The organism is Burkholderia reimsis (assembly GCF_003294055.1).
Taxonomy (GTDB): Bacteria; Pseudomonadota; Gammaproteobacteria; order Burkholderiales; family Burkholderiaceae; genus Burkholderia; species Burkholderia cepacia.
The window spans coordinates 208,742-230,154 of record NZ_QMFZ01000006.1; the positions used below are offsets into that span (position 1 = coordinate 208,742).

Here is a 21,413-nt window from a genome sequence, read left to right on the forward strand (position 1 = left end):
CACGCGTCAGGGCAAGTTGAAGACCTGACTGCAAGGCAGCTTTGCTCCGCTATCGATCGTCAGATTGAAGTACGGTTTGCGATCGAGATGCTTTTCGTCCGCATCGGGATCGGGGATATTTCGAAATCGCTCGAAAACGAGCGTCTTGCCGTTCCGCAACCGTATCGACATGAATTTCATCGATTGATCGAATGTCGGCGTTCCCCATGACGAATCAATCGGCTTCCCCTCGCCAGCGGACAGGTAGACCGACAGGGTATTGCCCCACTCCTGGCGGGGCACCACCTTCATCTGATCGGCATCCGCCTGAGGCACGCCAACATTGACGGAAAGTTTCTTCCCTCCCTTTGCCGTGCAAACGAACTCCTGATTGCCGCCGAAGCGCTGCTGAAACGCGACGAACGGATCGGCGTTGCCTTGATCGGCCAGAACTGTCGCCCCCCAGCAAGAAAGCACTGCGCCAGAAATCAAAAGCCAGGCATTCCATTTCATTTGATCCAGACTCCCGTTACCTTTCTACCCTTTCCGATCAACGTGGGTTTCTCGCCCTTGCGCATCACCCTGCTATTCGGACTGATGTAATCACTCGCGAAAAGCGGTCCGGGCAGTACGACCTCGGCGTGACCATGAGTCGATCCATCGGTCGTACCGTAGACGATCACGGCACCCTCGGGGGCATCATAGGGGCTGGCGATGCGATAGGACGGATCGGACAGAATGTTTTTGAATCCAGCCTTTTCAAGATCGATTCCGGCATCCTTGGCTTCGACCTGCGGTGGGTACGAATCGACCATGCCGGAAGCCATGAGCGCGATTTTCACATACTTCCAGCACTCCATCGTCGACACACCGGGCGCTTTGGCGACACTGTAGATCGGCTGCCCCAGCTTCGCCTTCTTGACCGCGGCAGGCCCGCTGAAATTGGCCTTTCGCTTGCCGTACTTGGCGTCCCTGCGCAAAATCTCGAACATCTTCTGCTTGGGGTCGCCGTCCGGCGGCGGATCGTCGGACGCGTGCGCCACGGCAACAGGATGACCATTGTCGTTGCGGGTCACTTTCGCTTGATGCGTGTCCGGAGAAGGCGCATCCGCCTGCTCGGCCGACGACGCCGGCGCTGAAGATGCCGCCGCTGGAGCGGACGTTGCCCCCGGCGGCACGGGTGCCGACGATGTCGCCGTTGGAGAGGGCGCTGCCGCCGGCGACACCGGCGTCGAAGATGCCGCCGCTGGAGAGCGCGCGGCTCCCGATGACGCACCATTCGACGGCAGCTTGATTTGCTGCCCCGGCTTAATCAAATTGCCGTCCAGCCCTGGATTGACTCGCCGGAGCTCGGCAACGCTCGTCCCGTGCTGGTGCGCAATTTTCCATAGCGAATCGCCGCTCTTGACCGTATACGCGCCCAGCTTGCTATTCCGCCGGTGATCCCCCGGCGCCCCGGGATGCGAATTTGTCCGGGCCTCGACTTTGCTGTGCGGACTCGTCAGCGTCAACGTGGCAAACGAGCCGGAAAGCGAACCCGTCCATGCCCGCTCGAGATTCGTCTCCACCTCCCTCACCCAGACCTCCAGCGTCTGTGTGAACGGAATGTTCTTGACGGGCTGACTGATTTTTCCGGACGCGTCGCTATGGCCTTCCTGCAGCACCTTCCCTCCGGACTTCACCTGGTAGTGCACGCCGGAAACAGGCTGTTTTTTCTTGTTGACGAACTGAACGCCCAGTGCCCCCGAGCAGCAGCCGAGATCGTAGTCGCCGAACTTGTCGATATAGTCTGAAACCGTAGTACCGTTCGCGTCCGAAGGATCGTCGGCTCCATTCGATTCAAGGAATTTCATCACGCCGGGATGCGTGGCTGTTCCGAAACCCTTGAGGTGAGCCGCACCGACGATACCGGAGTGCGTGATCGTTATTCCGGCAATGACCTTGCCCTCATATTGATCCGCACCTTGCTGACGAGCTCTCGAACAAAGCAACCGGACCCACGATACGGCCGCCACGTCCTGTTCATCGGGAGAGTTCCTGAAATCCTCCAGACTGTGGATTCCATCCTTTCCGGTCCAGGTTCCTTTCCATTGATACTGGAACTTCGTATGGTGGTTCGGCAACTTGATGATGGGAGACGTACCGTCCGACACGTAATAACCCAGGTCGCTCAACGCGGACTCGCCAAACTGATATTTACCGACGTATCCGTACTTGTTGATGACCTGATAGTTCCCGCCACCCTCGCTCTGAAAGAGTGCGCTCAGGAATTCCTTGATTCCGCCCTTGCTCATGGTTCACTTCTTCTTGCAAAAAATTCGAGCGTCGTCCGCATCGATCCTGATCGGATATTGCGTCTCGATCAACGTCTTTTCAGCCGCGCTCGGACTTCCCAGCCATTGCGGCGCGCAGCGATACAGCAAGCGTCCCGCGGTGCGATGAGACTGTTCGTCATAAAGCATCGTGACGTTCGTAACGTTGCACTGATTGGCCTGGCAAATATGGTAGAGCCACTCGCGTGAATCGCCCACCCGCCAGAGCGATCCTTGTGTCGCAGGGCCACTCAGCAGGCGTTTTCGAAGCATCTGCACATCCAGGCCGGACGTATTCAGAAAGTGGTCGAACGCGCTCGACAGCGTCCGGCCGGCCGGGGTGTCGGCCTGACGTCCATCCGGATCCACGAGATTGAAGATCTCGGTTTTATATTCCGAGCTTGCCGGCGTGACATTTTCCGCCACGGAAACCTGGCTCTGAGCCTTGCAACCGAATGCAGCCGAACAAAACAAAACCATCCAGAGAAATCTGAATCGAGCCTGATACGAACGGACTTCGAAGAGTCCCTTCAATCGTACTTTTTCAGTGTGTTCCTGCGTCATTCCTGCACTCCATCTCCGCTAGAAAACAGGTCATCGTGAACCGTGTCCAAATGATGAGTCCAATCGCCGTTCCTCACGCTGACCTGTACCGTCTCTTCCGACTCCGTGAAGATTCTGCCGGTCATGCCATCCTCATCAAGCGTTCCGTAATAGTGAGAATCCTCGCCGACCTTGATCATGTACGGTGCATTGCCGAGTATTTCTCCATCTGCGAGCGCCCCCGACAGATCGAATCGCAAGCTGTACGGGCCCGCGCTCTGGGGTATGGGCATCGGTGGCAAAGGCATGCGCGCCGAATCCGGTCCAGGCACATCCCAGCTCGCGGCCCGCTCCAGAATCGTTCCCGGCGAACCATTGACGATCCCGTCGCCATTGATCTGGATGTATGATCCGCCCGCGCCGATCCAGACTTCCTTTGCCGCCGAGATCACCACCTTTCCATCGGTGCTGGTGATCGTAAGATCCTTCAACGCGGCAAGCGCCATCTGGTCGCCCTGCGCCTGAATCTCGACCTTGCCTTTCGCCGCGAACAATTTCATTCCTGCGTTCTGCACGAACAGACTGATCTTCTCCGCGACGCTCGCGACGAGCGACTTTCCGCTGGCGATGAACATGCCTTGCCCGCTGACGAGATTGGTCTGCTGATCGCTCGTAACATGGACCGATTGCTGCGTGGACAACGCAACGCCGGACGGACTGGCAAGCAGCATGACGGGGGTCCGGAAAACGTTGGCGTTGGCGTTGCCGGCGCCCCCGCCCGCCGTTCTGCCGCCCGACTGCACGCCCTGCGCGCTGCCTTGCGTTGCATCGGTAAACGCCTTCAGCGATTCGTGCGCTTCGGCGAGACCTTCTGCCTGATGCGCCAGGCTGACCCGCGACATTGCTTCGATCGTGCTTTCGGCGCCGACGAGTTGCTGCTGGGCTTCACGCACGTCGAGTTGCTGACTGTTCGCCTCTTTCGCATGGGTCGTGACGTACAACCCCCGTGCGGCTCGCACGGCACCATACGCATCGGTTTTCAGGTCGAATCCCGAGCCCAGATACGAGCCGCGCGCGTTGCCGCTCTGATCGATCAGGTATCCCAAATGCAGCAAACTGTTGCCATTGCTGCTGAACAGTCTTGCGCGATTCTGTCCCGTCGCATCGTCCAGAACCATTTCGTTATAGCCGGCCCCTGAATACTCCTTCGACCGGTAACCCGAAAGGATGCCGTTGCTGTGCCACTGCGGCTGAACGTTCCCGTTGTATACACGATGCAGTACGATGGGCCGGTCACAGTCTCCACCGACGTAACCGACCAGCACTTCCTCGCCGACACGTGGAACGTGAACGCTCCCGTAACCGCCCCCCGTGTCCGACTGGGCGACTCTCACCCAGCACGAAGCGCTCGCATCTCCCGAGTTTTGCCGGTCCCAGATGAACATGACCTTGACTCGATTCAGCGCGTCCGTATAGACCTCTTCGCCCTGCGGCCCGACGACGATTGCCGTTTCCAGTTCCATCGCCGGCTTCTTGTGCTCGAACGGGCTCCGATACGGGACCGTCACACGCTGCGCCTCGACCTCCACCCGATAAAAGCCGACTGAACCGTCAGCGTGTGCAACGACTGCACCCTCCTGCGCGAGCTTGGCCTGGGCGAGTTCGCCCTGCAGGCTGTACGGAAAGCTCGATTCATGACTCGACAGCGGCAGGTTGTTCTCGATATACCGATGCACCTTGATTGCGGCGAATTCACGCTGAGCTGCCGAATCGCGGTCATGCTCCGGATGCCCGGTCAGAACGAAACGGCAGCCGGCATCGATCCCCCGCACGCCGCCCACACCGAAAAATCGCTTCGCCCGGGACTCCCATTCCTCCAGGTGCATCTTCGAAAGATGCTCACCGCGATTGCGATCCAGATACGTATAAGCGCCGGTGTATTCGTAAACTTCGGCCTGCTCCGGCAAACTCCCCTGGCCCGACATCGTCGGCAACGTCGTGCCTTTGGGATTGGCGAAGGACGAAGGCGCCTTGTAGTCGAACGTGCGTGTCGTGTGCACTGCGCTTTGCAATGTCCGCGAACCCGCCCACTGCGTAAAAGCATCCGTTTCTCCACCCGTACCCGATCGGGAGAAACCGACTGAATTGGGAGACATCTCATCGAGCGAGTAGACATCGTCGGTCACGACGAGTCGATGCGACTTCCCGTCTTGATCCTGCCGCCAGAAACCGAACAGCCCCTCCTCCTCCAGCAGCCGATGGACAAAATTCCAGTCAGTCTCGCTCTGGCGGCAATACGAACGCGGAGGCAGCGGCTTCAATAAAGCAAATTCGAATTGCCCCTGGGCTTGCGGATGCGCATTGAATACGTCCGTGATGATGGTGTCGACGCTCTTGTCCTGCCAGTACCGCATATCGCTGCGGAACCTGAGGAAATGCATCCACGAAGCGAATGTCAATTGATAGCTCGAAAGGCTGCCGTCGGCACCCAGTCTGCGAGCCGTATGAATGTAACCGTTGAGCGGTCGATAGGACTTGTTCGCTTGCTGAATCCAGAGCGTCATCGGCTGGGCAATCAGCGTTTTCAGCTCGATGTCGCCTGCCGTGGATACCATATCGAGCGTGACGCTGTAGTCACGGCCAAGTTCGGAACACGTCACGGCTCGTCGTGGCACCAGCGCATTTTCCGGCAACGCCGGGATGCTTGTCTTGAGCAGGCGATCCTGCTGGATCAGGCCGCCACGAATCGCCTGAGCCACTTCGTTCATGTTCATTCGTTATCCGTCTTCTTGTTCTTTGCGAGCCCGCAGCGGCCCGCACTCTCACGGGAACGGCTTCCCGTCATGCCGCCGCAATTCTAGCGGCAGCAACGAGTCGTGAGAATGTACCCGGCTCGCGAAAACAACAAAAAGACCATGTAAAAATTGATACACGAAGTATTAAAGAACCGAGTTTCTCATTTTGATGACAGGATCATTCAAATTACCAAACGACGGCCTTTCTATTTCTTTTCAATTTTCATGAAATAAAAACAAATTCGTAATGCTTGGCGCTTGATCAGGTTGTCGTCGCTGGCATCGATGCCAGCATGGCCGTCGCTGCAGTTCGGACGAACCGTTGAAGTGTTTCCTGATGACATCGATCGGCTTCCCACCATCCAACCGGCTCCTGCCAGGCCGTGATCGTGGCGAACGACAAGGAAATTCGAGCCACTCCATCGACCTGCGTGCTGGTGAAATTGAAATCAACGTCAATTTCATCTCGCGATCAACATCGACAGATTGCAGACGGCAGCGCGCAACAATTAGCAAAAATACGTCTTCATCGATATTGAAGTCATTCAAATGCGAAGACCAACAGCCCGTCGAATACGACATCATCGCGCTTCCAGCATGCTCGAAAAACACGACGCCACATCGCTACGCGGTTTTTGTTTCTGCCGCCCTCACACCGCCCCATCCTCCCCCGCCAGCAACAGGAAATTCCGGACCACCGCCGACGACTCATCGCATCGTGACGCAATGGCGAGCCGTGCCCGCAACGCATCCCCCGCCAGCGGCCGATAAACGACTCCGGCAACCTGCACCTGCGTAATCGCCTTCGGCACGACCGACACGCCGAGCCCGGCCGCGACCAGCGTCACCGCGGACGCCATTTGCGGCGCAGGCTGCGCCATGCGCGGCTCGAACCCGGCGGCATTGCATGCGGCGACGATATGGTCGAACAGCGCGCCGCCGGCCTCCCTCGGCACCTGCACGAACGACTCGTCGGCCAGTTCCACCAGATCGATCCGCCGCCGCTGCGCCAGCCGGTGCGCAACGGGCAGCGCGACGAACATCGGTTCGTCGTCCCAGTCGAGTAACCGCAACGTCGCGGCGGCCCGGCGTGCCGGCCGCACGATCGCGACGTCGAGGTGCCCGGCCTCCAGCGCCTCCAGCAGCATCCGCGACGCGGCCTCCTGCAACGTCAGCTCGGCATCCGGAAACGCTTCCCGAAAGCGCCGGATCAGGTCCGACACTTTCGAATTGAACGCCGCCGTCCCGGTGAAACCCACGCGCAGATGCCCGGTTTCCCCGCGCGCGGCCCGCCTTGCCGCGCGCACCGCACGCTCGGCGGCATCGAGCACGCGGCGCGCTTCCTGCGCGAAGACCTCGCCCGCCAGCGTCAGCTCGGCGCCGCGCGCGGTCCGCCTGAACAGTTCCACATCGAGCTCGCTTTCGAGCGCCTTGATCTGCTGGCTCAACGGCGGCTGCCCGATGCCGAGCGCCTCGGCAGCCTTGGTGAAATTCGACGCGGCCGCCACGGCCAGAAAATAACGGAGATGCCGGAGTTCCATTCGTACGTGCTCTCACGGTGTGCCGGGTTGATTCACCAACCAGTGGTTAAACATATCGCTGCGGTTACTTTCATATATTGGACATATACATGACCGTGCGCAAGAATTCAGGCATTCCTTCGCACATCGAGCGCAGTCATGTCCTCCCCTTCGCTTTCCCGTGCCCTGCCCGGCACGCAACAGGCCACGCCCGATGCGATGCCCGCCGGCGTTTCCCCGCGCTCGGCCGCCTACAAGCGCATCGCTCTCGCGCTCTTCCTCGCCGGTTTTTCCACGTTCTCGCTGCTGTACTGCGTCCAGCCGCTGCTTCCCGCGTTCGCACGCGAGTTCGGCCTCGGCGCGGCCTCGAGTTCGCTCTCGCTGTCGCTGTCGACCGGGATGCTGGCGATCTCCATTCTGTGCGCCGGCGCGCTGTCCGAACGCGTCGGGCGGCGCGGGCTGATGTTCGCGTCGATGACGCTCGCCGCGCTGTTCAACGTGCTCGCCGCGCTGTCGCCCGACTGGAACCTGCTGCTGGTCTGGCGCGCGCTGGAAGGTTTCGCGCTGGGCGGCGTCCCGGCAGTCGCGATGGCGTATCTCGCCGAGGAAATCGCGTCGGAAGGGCTCGGTTTCTCGATGGGGCTCTATGTCGGCGGGACCGCGTTCGGCGGCATGGTCGGACGGATCGGCATGAGCATGCTGGAAGAGCACTTCTCGTGGCGCACGGCGATGCTGACGATCGGTGTCGTCGATCTCGTCGCGGCGGCCGCGTTCGTGATGCTGCTGCCGCCGTCGCGACGCTTCGTGAAGCGCACCGACCTGACGCTGCGCCATCACTTCCGGCTGTGGAGCGAGCAACTGCGTCACGCGCGGCTCCCGTTCGTGTTCGCGATCGGCTTCCTCGTGATGGGCGCGTTCGTGACGATCTACAACTACGCGGGGTTCCGGCTCACCGCGGCCCCGTTCAACCTGAGTGCGACCGCGTGCGGGCTGATCTTCGGCGCCTACCTGTTCGGGATGGTGTCGTCATCGAGCGCAGGCGCGCTCGCCGACCGACTCGGCCGCGCACCGGTGCTCGTCAGCGGCGTGCTCGTGTTCGCGGCGGGCCTCGCGCTGACGCTGTCGCATTCGCTCGTCGCGATCGTCGTCGGCATCGTGCTCGTGACGATCGGCTTCTTCATTGCCCACTCGGTCGCGAGCGGCTGGGTGGGCTACCTCGCGGGGGCCGCGAAGGGGCACGCCGCGTCGCTGTACCTGCTTGCGTACTATCTCGGGTCGAGCGTGCTCGGGTCGATCGGCGGCACGTTCTGGCAACACGGCGCGTGGACGGGCGTCGCCGCTTACGTCGCGGTACTGCTCGCGCTCGGGCTGCTGGCGGCGCGTCGGCTGGCACGGGCGTAATGGGTGTAGCAGACGTAATGGGCGCAGTGAACACCCCGCGCGATCCGGTCATTCGTCGCGAGCTTCAAGCACGTGACGCATCAGACTGGCCGCGTGTCGATCACGACGCCGGCCCATCCTCCGCTTCACTGCATGAGCCGGCCCGCTCCGTTTCAACCCTATCGTGAGCGCCGCCACGCGCAGCCCCCCTCGCTCACCTACTGCACATACTGCTCGTTACCCGTCAGCCCGATCTTCGTCGCGCCCACGCGCTGCGCCGACGCCAGCACCGCGGCCACATCACGATAAGGCGCCTGCCGGTCCGGCCGCAGCCGGATCTCGGCCTGCACCGGCGCGGCGGCCACCCGCGCAAGCTTCGCCTCGAGCACCGCACGATCGGGCACCGGCACACCGTTCCATGACGTGACGCCGTTCGCGGCGACGTCGATCTGCACGATTTCGGGCTCCACGGCCGGCGGCGGCGGCGTGCCGACCGGCAGGTTCATCCTGACCGCGTGCATCTGGATCGGAATCGTGATGATCAACATGATCAGCAACACCAGCATCACGTCGATGAGCGGCGTGGTGTTGATGTCCACCATCACCTCCGGCTCGCTTCCCGACGACGAAACATTCATCCCCATGACTGCCTCCTAACCGCCGCGCGCGGGCGGCTCTGTAATGAACGACACCTTCCCGATGCCTGCCCGCTCGCACGCGGTCATCACGCGACCGATGAATTCGTAGCGCGTGCTCTCATCGCCGCGCACGTGCACGTCCGGCTGCGGCGTCTGCACTGCCACGCTTTTCAACCGCACGAGCAGCGCGGCCGCATCCACCTGCGACTCGTTCCAGAAGACGTCGCCTTCGCGGTTCACCGCGATCTCGATGCTTTTCGGCTGGCTCTGCAACGGCTTCACTGTTTCCTTCGGCAGATCCAGCGGAATCGTATGCGTCACCACCGGAATCGTGATCAGGAAAATGATGAGCAGCACCAGCATCACGTCGACGAGCGGTGTCGTGTTGATCTGCGCGATGACTTCGTCGTCATCGTCCTGCCTGACGCTCATGGCCATGGCTCGCTCCGTTCAGTCGACGAACGACGCGGCGCGCGTCTCGTTGCGCACCGGACGTTTGCCGCCCGCCAGCACCACGGCATGCAGTTGCGCGGCGAACGCGCGCACCCGTTCCATCACGGCCTTGTTGCGACGCACGAGGAAGTTGTAGCCGAGCACGGCGGGCACCGCCACGGCGAGACCGATCGCGGTCATGATCAGCGCCTCGCCCACCGGCCCCGCGACCTTGTCGATCGACGCCTGGCCGGCCACGCCGATCGCGGTCAACGCGTGATAGATGCCCCATACCGTGCCGAACAGGCCCACGAACGGCGCGGTCGAGCCCACCGTGCCGAGGAACGCGAGCCCGTCCTGCAGCCGGTTCGACACGTTGGTGACGGCCCGCTCGACCGACACGTCGATCCAGGTATTGCGGTCGACAGCTTCGAGCAGCACGTCGTCGTGATGCTCGCCGGCCTCGATCGCCGTCTCCGCGATGAAGCGGAACGGCGACGACGCGTCGAGCAACTGCGCGCCCTGCTCGAGCGACGGCGCGCTCCAGAGCTGCACATCGGCGCGTTTCGCGCGACGGTTCGCGCGGGTCTGCTCGAAGAACTTGGTGACCATGATGTACCAGCTCCCCATCGACATCACGACGAGCAGGATCAGCACGAACCGTGCGACGAAATCGCCGCCGTGCCACAACGCACCCAATCCGTAAGGATTCTCGACGGTTGCCGACGTGGCCGGCGCGGGCAGTGGCGCGGGATGTGCGGCAGCGGCCGGCTGCGATGCGACGACGGTCGAGGTCGATGCCGATGCCGATGCCGGCGCAGGTACGGCGCTTGCCTGCGCCAGCGCAACGCGCGGCGCGACGAACAGGCCCGCCGTGCCGGCGGCAACGATCATGCTGGCCGCGAACGCGGCGAGGAAAGGCTTTTTCATGTCTGCTCCATGGGTCGATCTGAATATGTGTTCAATGCGTGCGCTGCACGATGTCGTGACACGCGCCGGTCAGTTCAGGTTGAACGAGAACGGCACCTGCACGCGCACCGACTGCCCCTGCGACAGGCAACTGAATCGCCGCACCGCCGCGAGCGCCGCGCGGTCGAGGATCGGGTCGGCCGACCGCGCGACGTGCTCGTCCGACACGCGGCCGTCCGCGTCGACGACGAACTCCACCAGCACGTTGCCGGTGATGTTGTTTTCCAGCGCCTCGCGTGGATAGCGCAACGACGCTCGCACCTGGTCCGAGTTCGGGCATACGACGCCCACTTCGTGACTCGGCGCCTTGACCGTCGTCGGGGCCGACGGCGCAGGCACCGCGGGCGCGGAAACGACTGGTGTGGCCGTATGCGTCAGCGTCGCTTGCGGCGGCGCCTGCACCGGCACCTCGGGCGGCGGCACGAAGACGGGCGGCGGCGGCGCGCTCTTCGGTGGCGCCGCTTTCACGACCGGCTTCGGCGGCACGGGTGGCGGCGGCGGTTTGACGGGTTCGATGATCCTCACGCTGACGGGATGCTGGATGATCTCCACCACCCGATTCGCGAGGCCGTTCAGCAACGCGTAAATCAGCACGGCATGCAGCACGAGCACGGCCGCGATGCCGCCCACGCGGCGCGCGGGACGGTGGGTGGTCTGCCGGAACTCGCGCGGGCGGCCGGCAGGTCGGTGTTCCGGTAATGGGCGGGCAAGCATGGAAGCTCCTCGAATCGTCCGCGCGTCAGAACGGCGCGCTCAGCTGCACGCCGATCGTGCGCGGCTGGATTACCGACGCCCACACGTTGCCGCCGAGCGGCACATAGCTCGTGTTGGCGGACAGCAGACCCGCGCGATTGAACAGGTTCCTGACGAAGAACGACAGGTTCGCGCGGCGCAGGTCCACGCCGAACTGCAGGTCGGTCACGGCATAGGCCGGCAGGACGAAATCGGGCGAACCCGCCGAGCCCGCGAAACTCGAGTGCCGCTCGCCCACGAAGCGCTCGTTGGCACTCGCGACGGCCGGCCACGGGCCGAGCTGGAACCGCCACGCGGCTCCCAGCGACGCCGCGAACTTCGCCGTGTTCGGCAGCCGGTCGCCCGCATGCGAGCCGACGCTCGGCGCGCCTTCGGTCAGGTACGCGTCGATCGCCGACAGCGACGCGTTGAACGACAGCGCCGACGTCGGCCGCACCACGCCGGACGCTTCGAAGCCGCGGATCCGCGCATTGCCCGCATTGATGAGCTGCGCCACGCCGTCGACCGCGCCGTATTGCTGGATGTCGTGCCATTCGATGTCGTAGGCGGACAGCGCCACCGACAGGCGGTTGTCGAGCAGGTCCGCCTTGTAGCCGATCTCGTAGTTCCACAACGTATCGGGCTTGTAGACCGGATTGCCCGAGATGAGCTGCCCGGTCACCGCGCTGACCGCCATGCTGTTGGGGCCGCCCGGACGATAGCCGCTCGCGGCGCGCGCGTAGACGTTGCTGGTCGGCGTGAGCTTGTAGCTGACCGTGAACATGTACGTCTTGCTCGTATCCGACGACGCGCCCGGCGCGGAAAGCGGCGCCGGCACGAGCAGGCCCGACGTCTCCTGCCGGTAGTCCTGGCTGTTGTGCGCGATGCGCATGCCGGCCGTCAGCGCGATACGCGACGTGAGGTTGTACGTGATGTCGCCGTACGCGGCGAACTCCTTGTAGCTGCCCCCGTAAGCGAGTTTTTCCAGATCGCCGAGCGACGCACCGCCCGCACCGGTCGCGCGATAGGTCTGCACGGTATTGCTGTGCTCGTGATCGTAGTAAAGGCCGGCGACCCACTCCAGCGTCCGGTTACCCGGCGAGGTGAGCCGCAATTCCTGTGTCACCTTGTTGGTACCGACATTGGAGTTCGGCGTGAGCGTGCCGAAGTCGAGCCCGCCCGCCGCGAGGATCGGCGCATAAAACGGCGTGAAGTCGAGCGTCGTCGTGGTGCGCAGCGACTGGTACGCGGAAATCGCATTGAGGCGCGCCCAGCCGAAGTCGTATTCCGCATTCGCGGTATAGAACTGGTTGCTCTGGTGATAAGGCTCCTGCGCGTCCTGAAGCTTGGTGAGCGCGCCGTAGGCCGGCTGCCCGTTCATCCCGTAGTCGACGTAGTTCTGCCCGTCGCTGTTGATGTTCTGCAGCGTGGCGGTGAAGCGGAACGTGAGCTTGCGCGTAGGCGTCACGAGCAGCGATGCGCGCACGCCGGTGGTGTCGTTCGCGTTGATGCGCGTGCCGGCGGCCGCACCCTTCGCATCGATGTAGCCGCCGTCGCGATTGTTGAACGCGGCGATGCGCAAGGCGGCGACGTCCTGCTTCAGCGGCAGGTTCAGCACGACGTTGGTCGTATTGTTGAGCCCGCCGTGCCAGGTCGTCGAAAACGTCGTGGCCGCGCTGCCGAAAAAGCTCTCGGTGTCGGGCTGGTTGGTCACGTACTTCAACAGGCCGCCCATCGCGCCCGCGCCGTACAGCGTCCCCTGCGGCCCGAACAGGATCTCGATGTGATTCAGGTCGAGCAGGCCCATGTCCAGCGCCAGCCCCGCGCCGCCGCCCGAGACGGTGTTCGAGCCGATCGGCGTATCGTCGACATACACGCCGACGGTCGGTCCGACATCCTTGCCCGCCGTCACGCCGCGCATCGAGATCGTTTCCTGGCCGGGGCCGCCGCCGCTGTCGAAGCCGACACCCGGTTGCGTCGACAGGTAGTCGCTCAGCTTCGTGGCGCCCGACTTCTGCAGCGCGTCGCTCGACAGCGTCTCGACCTTCATCGGCACCTCGCGCGCGGGTTCGCGGCGCCGGTTCGCCGTCACCTCGACGGAATTGAGCATCACCGCCGCCCCGCCCTTCGCGCCTGTTACACCGGCAGCCTTGTCGCGCACTGCTTCGGGCGCAGCTGCCTGCGGCACGGCAACCGCCGCAGGCAGCTGCGCGCCAGTTTGCGCGGGCAAGTCCTGCGCGTGAGCGCCGGCCGCCGCGACGAACATCCGCATGACGGATACGGCAACCAGCGTGCGTCTGAACAGCGTCGGCACTGCTGCGAATCCGTCCTTGTTGCTTCCCATCTTTGACTCCCCCTGTCTGAACGTCGATCGACGTGTTCGTCTTCTGAAGCGGTCCCGCATGCGAACCGTCCGTCCGAATGCGCTCAAGGTAAGCATCCAAATTGGCCGGCGCTTTTGCGAAACGCCGAAAAACATTGGCTGCCGTCCTGCGTGCCGGTGCGCGACCGGCGGGCCACGTAACGCGGTTCAGCACGCGCGCCGACGCGCGTCGCGACATGCGGCGGCGAGGACGGGAAATGGCGGGAACGCGGAAGAAACGGCGGGCTGGCGCGATGCGCCAGGCAGGCGCGGCAGCCGGTCAGGCTGCGTGCGTAGCGATGAGTCGGGGCATCTGCACGTTCAGGTCGCAACGCGATTCAAAGCACTCGCTACGCGCGATAAATGCGCTGCAGCCAGCCGGGCTACGCGCGCATCGACGAGTCGAGTACCTGCGTGCTCAAGTCGCAACACGATTCGAAGCACGATTCACAACGCCCACGAATCGCGAAGTGCGATAAAAGCGGCGGCCGGTCAGGCTACGCACATATCGGAAAATCAGAGCACCTGTGCGCTCACGTTGCCGTGCGGCTCGAACCGCCCGCGAAACATGCGCAGCACGACACCAAGCAGGATCATGCTCAACATCGCCGCCGGCATGCCGAGCCACGCAATCCCCTTGAGCAGCGCGCCGGGCGTGCCGTGCAACGCGTCGGATATCGCGCCGACGGCCGGCACCGACACCGCCTGAAACATATAAGTGACGAGTGACGACGTGCCGATCACGCGCCCGCGCAGATGCGGCGGCGCGATGTCCTGCAACAGCGTCGGCGTCAGCGACGCGCCCGCGATATAGGCGGCGATGATGCCGGTCATGCAAACGAGCAGCATCGTCGCGCTGGTCGCAAACGACAGCCCGAGCAACAGGATCGCCGCGACGAACGCCATCGCGCTGCCGACCGCGACGGGCAATCCCGCCCCGCTGCGCACGCGCAAGCATCGCACCATGAGCATGCTCGCCAGCAAGCCGAGCGCCGAGCCGCCGCCCACCGCGATGCCGCTGTAGAGCCCCGATTTCGCGAGATCGACATGAAAGTCGCGAATCAGCGCAACCGGTGCCCAGCCCAGGATCGCGCCCACGTAGAACGCAGCCATCGCATAGCCGAGGATCAGGCACGTGAGCATCGCGCCCGAGCGCCGCCAGTAGTGCGCGAGCGTTTCGCGCGACGCTTCGTGCGCGTGCCCGCCCTGCGTGCCGCCGCGCGACGGATGGCCGACGCACGCGAGCAGGCCCGCGACGGCCAGGCCCGGCAGCGCGACGAGCACGAACGCCAGCCGCCACGGCGCGACCGCCAGCGACTGCGCGAGCGGCGCGGCGAGATGGAAGATCGCGCCGGCGCCCGCGATTCCGAGCCCCGCGCCGAACAGCGCGACCGCGAAGAACAACGTGTTCGCGGCCGTGCGCAGCCTGGGCGGAAACAGGTCGGGCAGCAAACTGTAGACGACCGGCCCGAGGCCCGCCTCGCCCACCGCGAGCGTCAACGTACAGAGAAACAGCATCCAGCCGTGCGTGACGAGGCCGCACAGCGCCGTTCCCCCGCTCCACACCAGCACGCAGACGACGAGCAGCCAGCGCCGGTCGACCCGATCCGCGAGCCAGCCGAGCAGCGGCGACGCCAGCGCGCTGAACAGGATCGGGCCAAAGCCGACGATCACGCCGAGGCCCGTATCGTCGAGGTGGAGGTCGCGCTTGAGCGGCTCGATCGCGAGCGTCAGCATCTGACGGTCGGTGATGCCGAGTATCGCGGCCAGCGCGAGCACGACGAGCGCGAACCACGCGCGCGACAACGACGGGGACCGACCGGTTATTCCGCTACCCACGCTGCGTCTCCTTCATTGAAAACCTCCGTGGCCGGCCCGTGCAGCCAGCCTGTCGAGGGTAGCCGCCCGGCGCCGGCAAGACTTTCGCGGACGGCCGGGAAAGTTTCGGGATCGTCCATGCATCCGCACGCCGGCGTGCGCAAGTCAGACTGCGATTTCGTCGAACGGCCACATCGGGCGCGTCAGGTGCGCGTAGTCGGCCGCGTTGAAATCGAGGCTCAGCGACCCGGGCGTGTCGCAGTAATAGATCGCGCGCGCAAGCGGGCCGAACAGCGCCTGAAAATGCTGCGTCGACTTCACGACAACGATGTTGCAACGCGGCAGGTCGATGCCGAGGTCGGTGAAGCAGCTCGGGCTGTAGGTCTGCTGGCGGGCCGAGTTGACCACCACACGCACGCCGTCGATCTCCAGCAGCGCGGTGAGCCCGAGGCCGGGGCCCGGAAACTTGAACGCATCGTCGTGCTGCGCAAGCCCGGCGTCGACGGCCAGCACCGTCGCGACCACATCGAGCGGGCGGCCGGCCCGCGTGCCCGTCTTGCCGCCCAGACGCACGCGGATCGTTGCGCCCACCCCCGCGTCGCGCGCGAACGTCGCAGCGACGGGGTCCCAGATCATGCCGAGCGCCACGCCGCACAGCCCGCGCTTCAGGATCGCGTCGAGGATGAACGTCGAATCGGAGCCGGCCCCGCCGCCGGGGTTGTCAGCCGTGTCCGCAATCACGAACGGACGCCCGGCCGCCTCGACCGGCGCTACCGCGATCTCGTCGAGGATGCGCTCGATCGGCCGGCGCAGCGCGATCGTCTCGTCGCGCACGGCCACGAAACCGCGCGCAAGCTCGCGCGCATTCGCACGCGCGGCGCCGTGATCGCCGTCGCTCACCACCAGCACGCCCGCGCCGGTATCAGGAAAATCGGACCACGGAAAACCGTGGATCAGCGACACCGACAGGATGCCGTTGCGTCCTTCGCGGTCCATCGCATCCTGGTTGAGGCGCGCCATGCGCGGCTCGGTCGTGAAGAACATGCCGAGCATCGGCACGCGTTCGAAGTACATCGTCGGCCTGATTTCGCCGCGCACGGTACGTTCGGCAAGATCGATCAGGTCGACCGCACGCTCGTCGAAATCGATGTGCGGATAGTGCTTGCAGGCGAGCAGGATGTCGCAGTTGTCGAGCATCGCCGTCGTAACGTTCGCATGCAGGTCGAGCTCGGCGCCGATCACGACCTCGGGCCCGACGAGCGCGCGCGTCTTCGCGAGCAGGTCGCCCTCGCAGTCGTCATAGCCCTGCGCCATCTGCGCGCCATGCAGCAGATAGAGCACCATGTCGACCGGCTGCGCGGCCCGCAGGTCGCCGAGAATCTCGTCGCGCAACGTCTCGTAGTCGCGCTGCGCGCACGGCGCGCCGGGCTCGGCGAACGCGAAAATCGACGCGCGCACTTCGTGGCCGCGCGCCCGGGCTTCGCGCACGAAGGTGCCGTAGCCGACGAGATCGTCCGCCTTCCCGTCGGGTTTGCCGTTCGCCGGCCGGTACAGCGCGCGTTCCTCGAACGAATGCAGGCTGGTCGGGATCGGAGAAAACGTATTGGTTTCGTGCGCAAGCGCGGCGACGAAGATTCGCATGATCGTTCCTGAATGGCGTTGAAGTATCGAAAGACGCGGCTGCGCCGCACGCTCGCGGGCGTGCCGGGTACAGCCGGTCAGGGCTGTTGCCCGGCAGCTTTCATAAAAGTCAGTATGGCGAAGCAACTGGCACGCGACCGGAACCAGCCGGGCACGTGAATGACGTCGAAAAACGCGTGCCCGCGCCGCTCAGTCCTCGCGGCGCAGATAACGCAGGCGCGTGTGGACGCCGTCGGGGCGATCGCCGTCGCCACGGAACGACACGAGCGCGAGCCGTCCGTTGATGCCGCACAGCTGCGCATCTGCCGTACCCGGCGGCGCGAACAGTCCCTCGGCCAGCGGCACGAGGTCGAGCACGTAGGTCGATGCGCCGTCGAATGCGAAACGGATCTCACCGTTGCCCACCTCTTCGCCGCTGCTCGGCCACAGTATCGCGCGCCGGCTGTCGGCATCCATTTCCGTCCAGTACGCCTCGACCGACAGCCGCTCCGGCCCCGCGACCGACGCGATACGCATCGGGTAGTGCCGGTAGCCGCCCGCGTAACGCGACAGTGGCCGGCCCGGCGTCGCGCGCTCGAACGGCATCACAGGGTCGTGGCCGAGATGCGCGAGCGTCGTCAGCAATACCTGGTCGTGCAACGCGCTGGCGCCCGGCCCGGTTCCGCCGGTTACGACGACGAGATCGAGTTCCGGGCACACCGCGAAACTCGACGTCGTGCCGTAGGTCGTGCCGCCGTGCCAGAACACCGTGACGCCGCTCACCGGTACCTTCCACCAGCCGAGGCAGATCGGGGGAACGCAGGGCCGTTGCGCGTCGAATGTCACCGCCTGCATCGCGGCGATCGTCTCCGGCGCGAGTATCTGCTTGCCATCGACCACGCCGCCCGCCAGGTGCATGTGCCCGTAGGCCAGCATGTCCTTTACCGTCGAAATGGGCGTCGAGCCGGCGCCGGCCAGCGACGGCGGCAGGAGGTAGGCATGCGTGGCCTGCAGTGCGCCGTTCGTCGCATTCGCGAACACGCCGACGGCGTGATGGTGCAGGATCGCCTGCTCGGCCGACGTGCACGACGCGTTCATCCCGCACGGGCGGAACAGTTCCTCCTCGAGTACCTGGTTGTACGGCTTGCCGGACAGCACCTCGATCAGCCGCGCGGCTACGACGAAGCCCGGATTCGAGTAGTGGATCGTCTCACCAGGCTCGAACAGTGTGCCGAAGCCGGACAGGCGCGCCACATATCCGCGTGTCGCATCCGGGCCGAAATCGGTCGTCGGGCTGAAGGAATCGGCGTCGATGCCGTTCGTGTGATTGAGCAGGTGGCGCACGCGGATGCGCTCCGCGTGCGCCGGCTCGGCCAGCGTGAACGACGGCAGATGCTTGACGACGGGATCGTCGAGACCGATCCGGCCGGCTTCGACATGGCGCATCAGCAGGTGCGTCGTCAGCACCTTGGTGATCGAACCGATCTGGAAGCGTGTATCGACAGTCATCGGCGCGCCGGTGTTCAGGTTCGCGATACCGCGCGCCAGTTCGATCTGTTCGCCACGGTGCCAGACGCCAGCGACATAACCGGCCGTTGCCGCGCCGTCCACCGCCTTCGACAGCAGGTCGCCGAGCTGGTCCTTCAGGATTTGCATGACCGCACTCCATGATGAGAAAGTAGGCGTTGCCGCGCGCCGGAGCGAAACCGGCGGCGTGAACGCATGCCGTCAATGTAGTGGCGTTTCGCCGGGCAACCTTTCGCGATCGGCCGGGATGCTTTTGCGCGCGTCTGCCGTTATCGTGTCCGCCATCGCACCTGCCGTTCTCGGCCGATGCCCGCGGCGCGCAAAACCGGCGCGGACGCGCGCGACAATCCCGCGGCGGGAAGCGAAAGCAGGCCGGCACCGCGTCCGCTATCGTACGGAATCCGCGGGCACGCCCGCGCGTCGCCTGTCATGCGACGCGCGCGGCCGCCCCTCTCGACATGCCGAACCAGGGAATTCCAATGCGCACATGGCTTCCGACCTTCCTGAGCCGAGACTGGGCTGGCCTGCCCATCGCGTTTGCGATCGCGCTTGCGGGCAGCGGCCTCGTCCACGCCGGTCACTATCCGACGGGCTACACGCTGCTCGGCACGGCCATCATGCTCGCGGCCGGCTCGCTCTACCACCTCGCGTTTCTCGCCCGCGTGCGCGCGGCCTGCCCGCCGCCGGGAAGATGCGTGGAGGTGAACGGCCACCGCATCCACATACTCGCGGAAGGGCATGCAGGCGGCTTTCCGCCGGTCGTCTGGATGCCGGGCGCGCATATGGGCGGCCTCGTCCTTCATCACCTGCATCTGGCGTTGCGCGGCGAGACGCGTTCGATCCTGATCGACCGGCCCGGAAGCGGCTGGAGCGATGCCGGCCCGTATCCGCGTTCGACCGCGCTGGAAGTGGAGGAAGTCGTGGAGGCGCTGGCGCGTGCGGGCGAACGCGGGCCGTTCGTGTTCGTCGGACATTCGTTCGGCGGCCTGCTCGTCGCGAACCTCGCGCGCCGTTATCCGCATCTCGTGTGCGGCGCCGTGCTGCTCGATGCGACGCATCCCGACTTCTTCAACTACGCGCCGCGCGGCATGCGCCCCACCGCGATGATCGTCGCCGGTTATCTCGTCGGGCTTCTGCACCTGTTCGGCATCCACATCGATCTCGTCAGCGTGCTGGGGCGTCGGCAGCCGGCACTCAGGCGGTTGCTCGATCTCGTGCAGAAGCGGCTTGCCGATGCGATCGAGATGGGTGTCGAGCGCATCGAGATGCATGCGCGCGCCGGCTTCAGCGCCGCGTCGAGCCTTGCCGAGCTGAGTGTCGCAGGCGGTGCGCGCGCCGGTTTCGACATGCTGGTTCACGACGGCGAGCTGGGCGACCTGCCGGTATTCGTCGTCACGCCGCGCGATGCGTCGGAAATGCGGCCCGCGCAGGAGACGGACGCACGCAAGCTGTACCGGAGAATGGGCGTGGACGCAGCCGGCTTCGAACGCCACCTCACGCTGATGACCGCATTCCGCCAGCGCTACCTCGCAACGTCGTCGCAAAGCGAGCTGATCCATGCGCCGGCCGGCGACGGGCACAACTTCCCATACGAATCGCCGGCGTTCGTGGTTGAGGTCGTGACGCGCATGCTGCGCGAGCGCGTGCGCGCGTACGCGGACTGACGGGTACCGCGACGCTCAATCGTCGCCCGTCGCGCGACCGGCTCCCGGCACCCCGCTGCGCGCGCGCAGTGCGCGCGGCGACATGCCGAAACGCTTCTGGATCGCGACGGAGAAGCTGCTCGGATGGTTGTAGCCCACCGCGTAGGCGACGTCCGTGACCGGCACACCCGGCTCGCTCAGCAACCGCAGCGCCTGCTGCATGCGCAGTTCGTGCGCATACTCGTGCACGCTCTTGCCGAGCAGCGCGCGAAACCCCGCGCACAGGCTGCTGCGGCTCAGGCCGACCTGCTGAGACAGCACGTCTAGCGATGGCGGCGAAACGAAGTGCTCCTGCAATACGACCTGCGCTTTCGACACCGCGCGCCGCGTCATGCGGCTCACGCTGCCGTTAAGCGCGTCGGTGTCGGCGTGGCGCATGCCTTCGGATACGGAATCGACCGCGCGGGCGACGATCTCGAGGCTGCGGGCATGCAGATAGATCGAGCGGCTGCGGCCGTCGAGCGGGCAATTGCCGATGTCGCGCAGGCACTCGACCAGCGCCGGCGGGATCGGCGTCGCATGGATGAACGATTCGCGCAGCGTGCCTTCGACGAAATGGCGCAGCGGCGCAGGCAACGCATCCTCGGCGCCGGCGTAGAGCGCGCCCAGCATGCTGCGATGCATGTAGATGCCCGTCACCTGATGATGGCCGCGCTCGATCACGTCGCCCGACGGCATGCCGTCGGGTTCCGCGACCAGCACCATCGTCGGGCCGTCGAGATTGACCTCGCGCCCGGCCACCGAATACGATGCCGACCCGCTTCGACCGATGCGGATGCGCAACGCGTTCTCGCCGCGCGTGCGCCGCCGCACGACGCCCTCGAAACTGACATCCACGTCGGTCATCCAGAAGGCTGGCGACTGCGCATGGAACTCGGTATGCCCGTTCGCATACGCGTTCGCGTATTCGACGCGATAGTGGTGCCCGTTGCCGATCTGCCGGACCGTCGCGGACGGGAAATCGGGCACGGAAAGGTTGCCCGGCGGCACGGCCAGGTCGCGGCTCAGCGAATCGTAGTCGAGGTACGGCGAATACAGGTTCTGCAACATCGGCGCAGGGCTCCGGTGGCCTGCCCGCGTCCG

16 protein-coding genes are annotated in these 21,413 nt (G+C 64.8%); 2 read left to right on the forward strand and 14 right to left on the reverse strand.

Annotated elements, in window-relative coordinates; genetic code table 11:
- Nucleotides 1-6: 6 nt before the first annotated feature.
- The 5 genes from DPV79_RS10330 to DPV79_RS10350 form a co-directional block, all read right to left on the reverse strand.
- Nucleotides 7-492 carry a hypothetical protein gene (locus DPV79_RS10330; RefSeq protein WP_113045342.1) on the reverse strand — a complete coding sequence of 162 codons (486 nt, stop codon included), beginning with the start codon at nucleotides 490-492 and terminating at the stop codon, nucleotides 7-9.
- Nucleotides 489-2,273, reverse strand: coding sequence for a LysM peptidoglycan-binding domain-containing protein (locus tag DPV79_RS10335; protein ID WP_113045343.1), 1,785 nt, complete (start codon nucleotides 2,271-2,273; stop codon nucleotides 489-491). Before DPV79_RS10335 ends, DPV79_RS10330 begins: the two co-directional genes overlap by 4 nt.
- A 3-nt stretch (nucleotides 2,274-2,276) precedes the next feature.
- Nucleotides 2,277-2,855 carry a hypothetical protein gene (locus DPV79_RS10340; protein WP_133295632.1) on the reverse strand — a complete coding sequence of 193 codons (579 nt, stop codon included), beginning with the start codon at nucleotides 2,853-2,855 and terminating at the stop codon, nucleotides 2,277-2,279.
- Nucleotides 2,852-5,608: a type VI secretion system Vgr family protein gene (locus tag DPV79_RS10345; protein WP_113045345.1), complete on the reverse strand. Its 2,757-nt coding sequence runs from the start codon at nucleotides 5,606-5,608 to the stop codon at nucleotides 2,852-2,854. Before DPV79_RS10345 ends, DPV79_RS10340 begins: the two co-directional genes overlap by 4 nt.
- 671 nt (nucleotides 5,609-6,279) lie before the next feature.
- Nucleotides 6,280-7,170 carry a LysR family transcriptional regulator gene (locus DPV79_RS10350; RefSeq protein WP_048024765.1) on the reverse strand — a complete coding sequence of 297 codons (891 nt, stop codon included), beginning with the start codon at nucleotides 7,168-7,170 and terminating at the stop codon, nucleotides 6,280-6,282.
- 138 nt (nucleotides 7,171-7,308) lie between these two features.
- Between DPV79_RS10350 and DPV79_RS10355 the strand changes: the two genes are divergently transcribed.
- Nucleotides 7,309-8,550: an MFS transporter gene (locus DPV79_RS10355; RefSeq protein ID WP_113045346.1), complete on the forward strand. Its 1,242-nt coding sequence runs from the start codon at nucleotides 7,309-7,311 to the stop codon at nucleotides 8,548-8,550.
- Nucleotides 8,551-8,747: 197 nt separating this feature from the next.
- Here DPV79_RS10355 and DPV79_RS10360 read toward each other — a convergent pair whose 3' ends face one another.
- From DPV79_RS10360 to DPV79_RS10395, 8 genes are all read right to left on the reverse strand, one after another.
- Nucleotides 8,748-9,173, reverse strand: a complete 426-nt coding sequence (locus tag DPV79_RS10360) for an ExbD/TolR family protein (RefSeq protein ID WP_113045347.1) — start codon at nucleotides 9,171-9,173, stop codon at nucleotides 8,748-8,750.
- A 9-nt stretch (nucleotides 9,174-9,182) separates the two neighbouring features.
- Complete coding sequence (locus tag DPV79_RS10365) at nucleotides 9,183-9,605, reverse strand: ExbD/TolR family protein (RefSeq protein WP_113045348.1); 423 nt, start codon at nucleotides 9,603-9,605, stop codon at nucleotides 9,183-9,185.
- Nucleotides 9,606-9,617: 12 nt separating this feature from the next.
- Entirely contained in the window at nucleotides 9,618-10,529 is a 912-nt protein-coding gene (locus tag DPV79_RS10370; protein ID WP_113045349.1) for a MotA/TolQ/ExbB proton channel family protein, read from the reverse strand.
- Nucleotides 10,530-10,598: 69 nt separating this feature from the next.
- On the reverse strand, nucleotides 10,599-11,282 hold the full coding sequence (locus tag DPV79_RS10375) for an energy transducer TonB (protein WP_113045350.1): 684 nt from the start codon (nucleotides 11,280-11,282) through the stop codon (nucleotides 10,599-10,601).
- 25 nt (nucleotides 11,283-11,307) lie between these two features.
- Complete coding sequence (locus tag DPV79_RS10380; protein WP_113045351.1) at nucleotides 11,308-13,644, reverse strand: TonB-dependent receptor; 2,337 nt, start codon at nucleotides 13,642-13,644, stop codon at nucleotides 11,308-11,310.
- Nucleotides 13,645-14,178: 534 nt separating this feature from the next.
- A complete protein-coding gene (locus DPV79_RS10385) occupies nucleotides 14,179-15,501 on the reverse strand; it encodes an MFS transporter (protein WP_133295633.1) in 1,323 nt (440 codons plus the stop codon).
- 144 nt (nucleotides 15,502-15,645) lie between these two features.
- Nucleotides 15,646-17,121, reverse strand: coding sequence for a M81 family metallopeptidase (locus DPV79_RS10390; protein WP_113045353.1), 1,476 nt, complete (start codon nucleotides 17,119-17,121; stop codon nucleotides 15,646-15,648).
- 189 nt (nucleotides 17,122-17,310) lie between these two features.
- Entirely contained in the window at nucleotides 17,311-18,756 is a 1,446-nt protein-coding gene (locus DPV79_RS10395) for a serine hydrolase domain-containing protein (protein WP_113045354.1), read from the reverse strand.
- Between the two features lie 350 nt (nucleotides 18,757-19,106).
- On the opposite strand from DPV79_RS10395, the gene DPV79_RS10400 reads away from it, so the two are divergent.
- On the forward strand, nucleotides 19,107-20,291 hold the full coding sequence (locus DPV79_RS10400; RefSeq protein WP_165843499.1) for an alpha/beta fold hydrolase: 1,185 nt from the start codon (nucleotides 19,107-19,109) through the stop codon (nucleotides 20,289-20,291).
- 15 nt (nucleotides 20,292-20,306) lie between these two features.
- Here the strand turns inward: DPV79_RS10400 and DPV79_RS10405 are convergent, their stop codons facing one another.
- A complete protein-coding gene (locus tag DPV79_RS10405) occupies nucleotides 20,307-21,380 on the reverse strand; it encodes a helix-turn-helix transcriptional regulator (protein ID WP_113045356.1) in 1,074 nt (357 codons plus the stop codon).
- Nucleotides 21,381-21,413 lie beyond the last annotated feature (33 nt).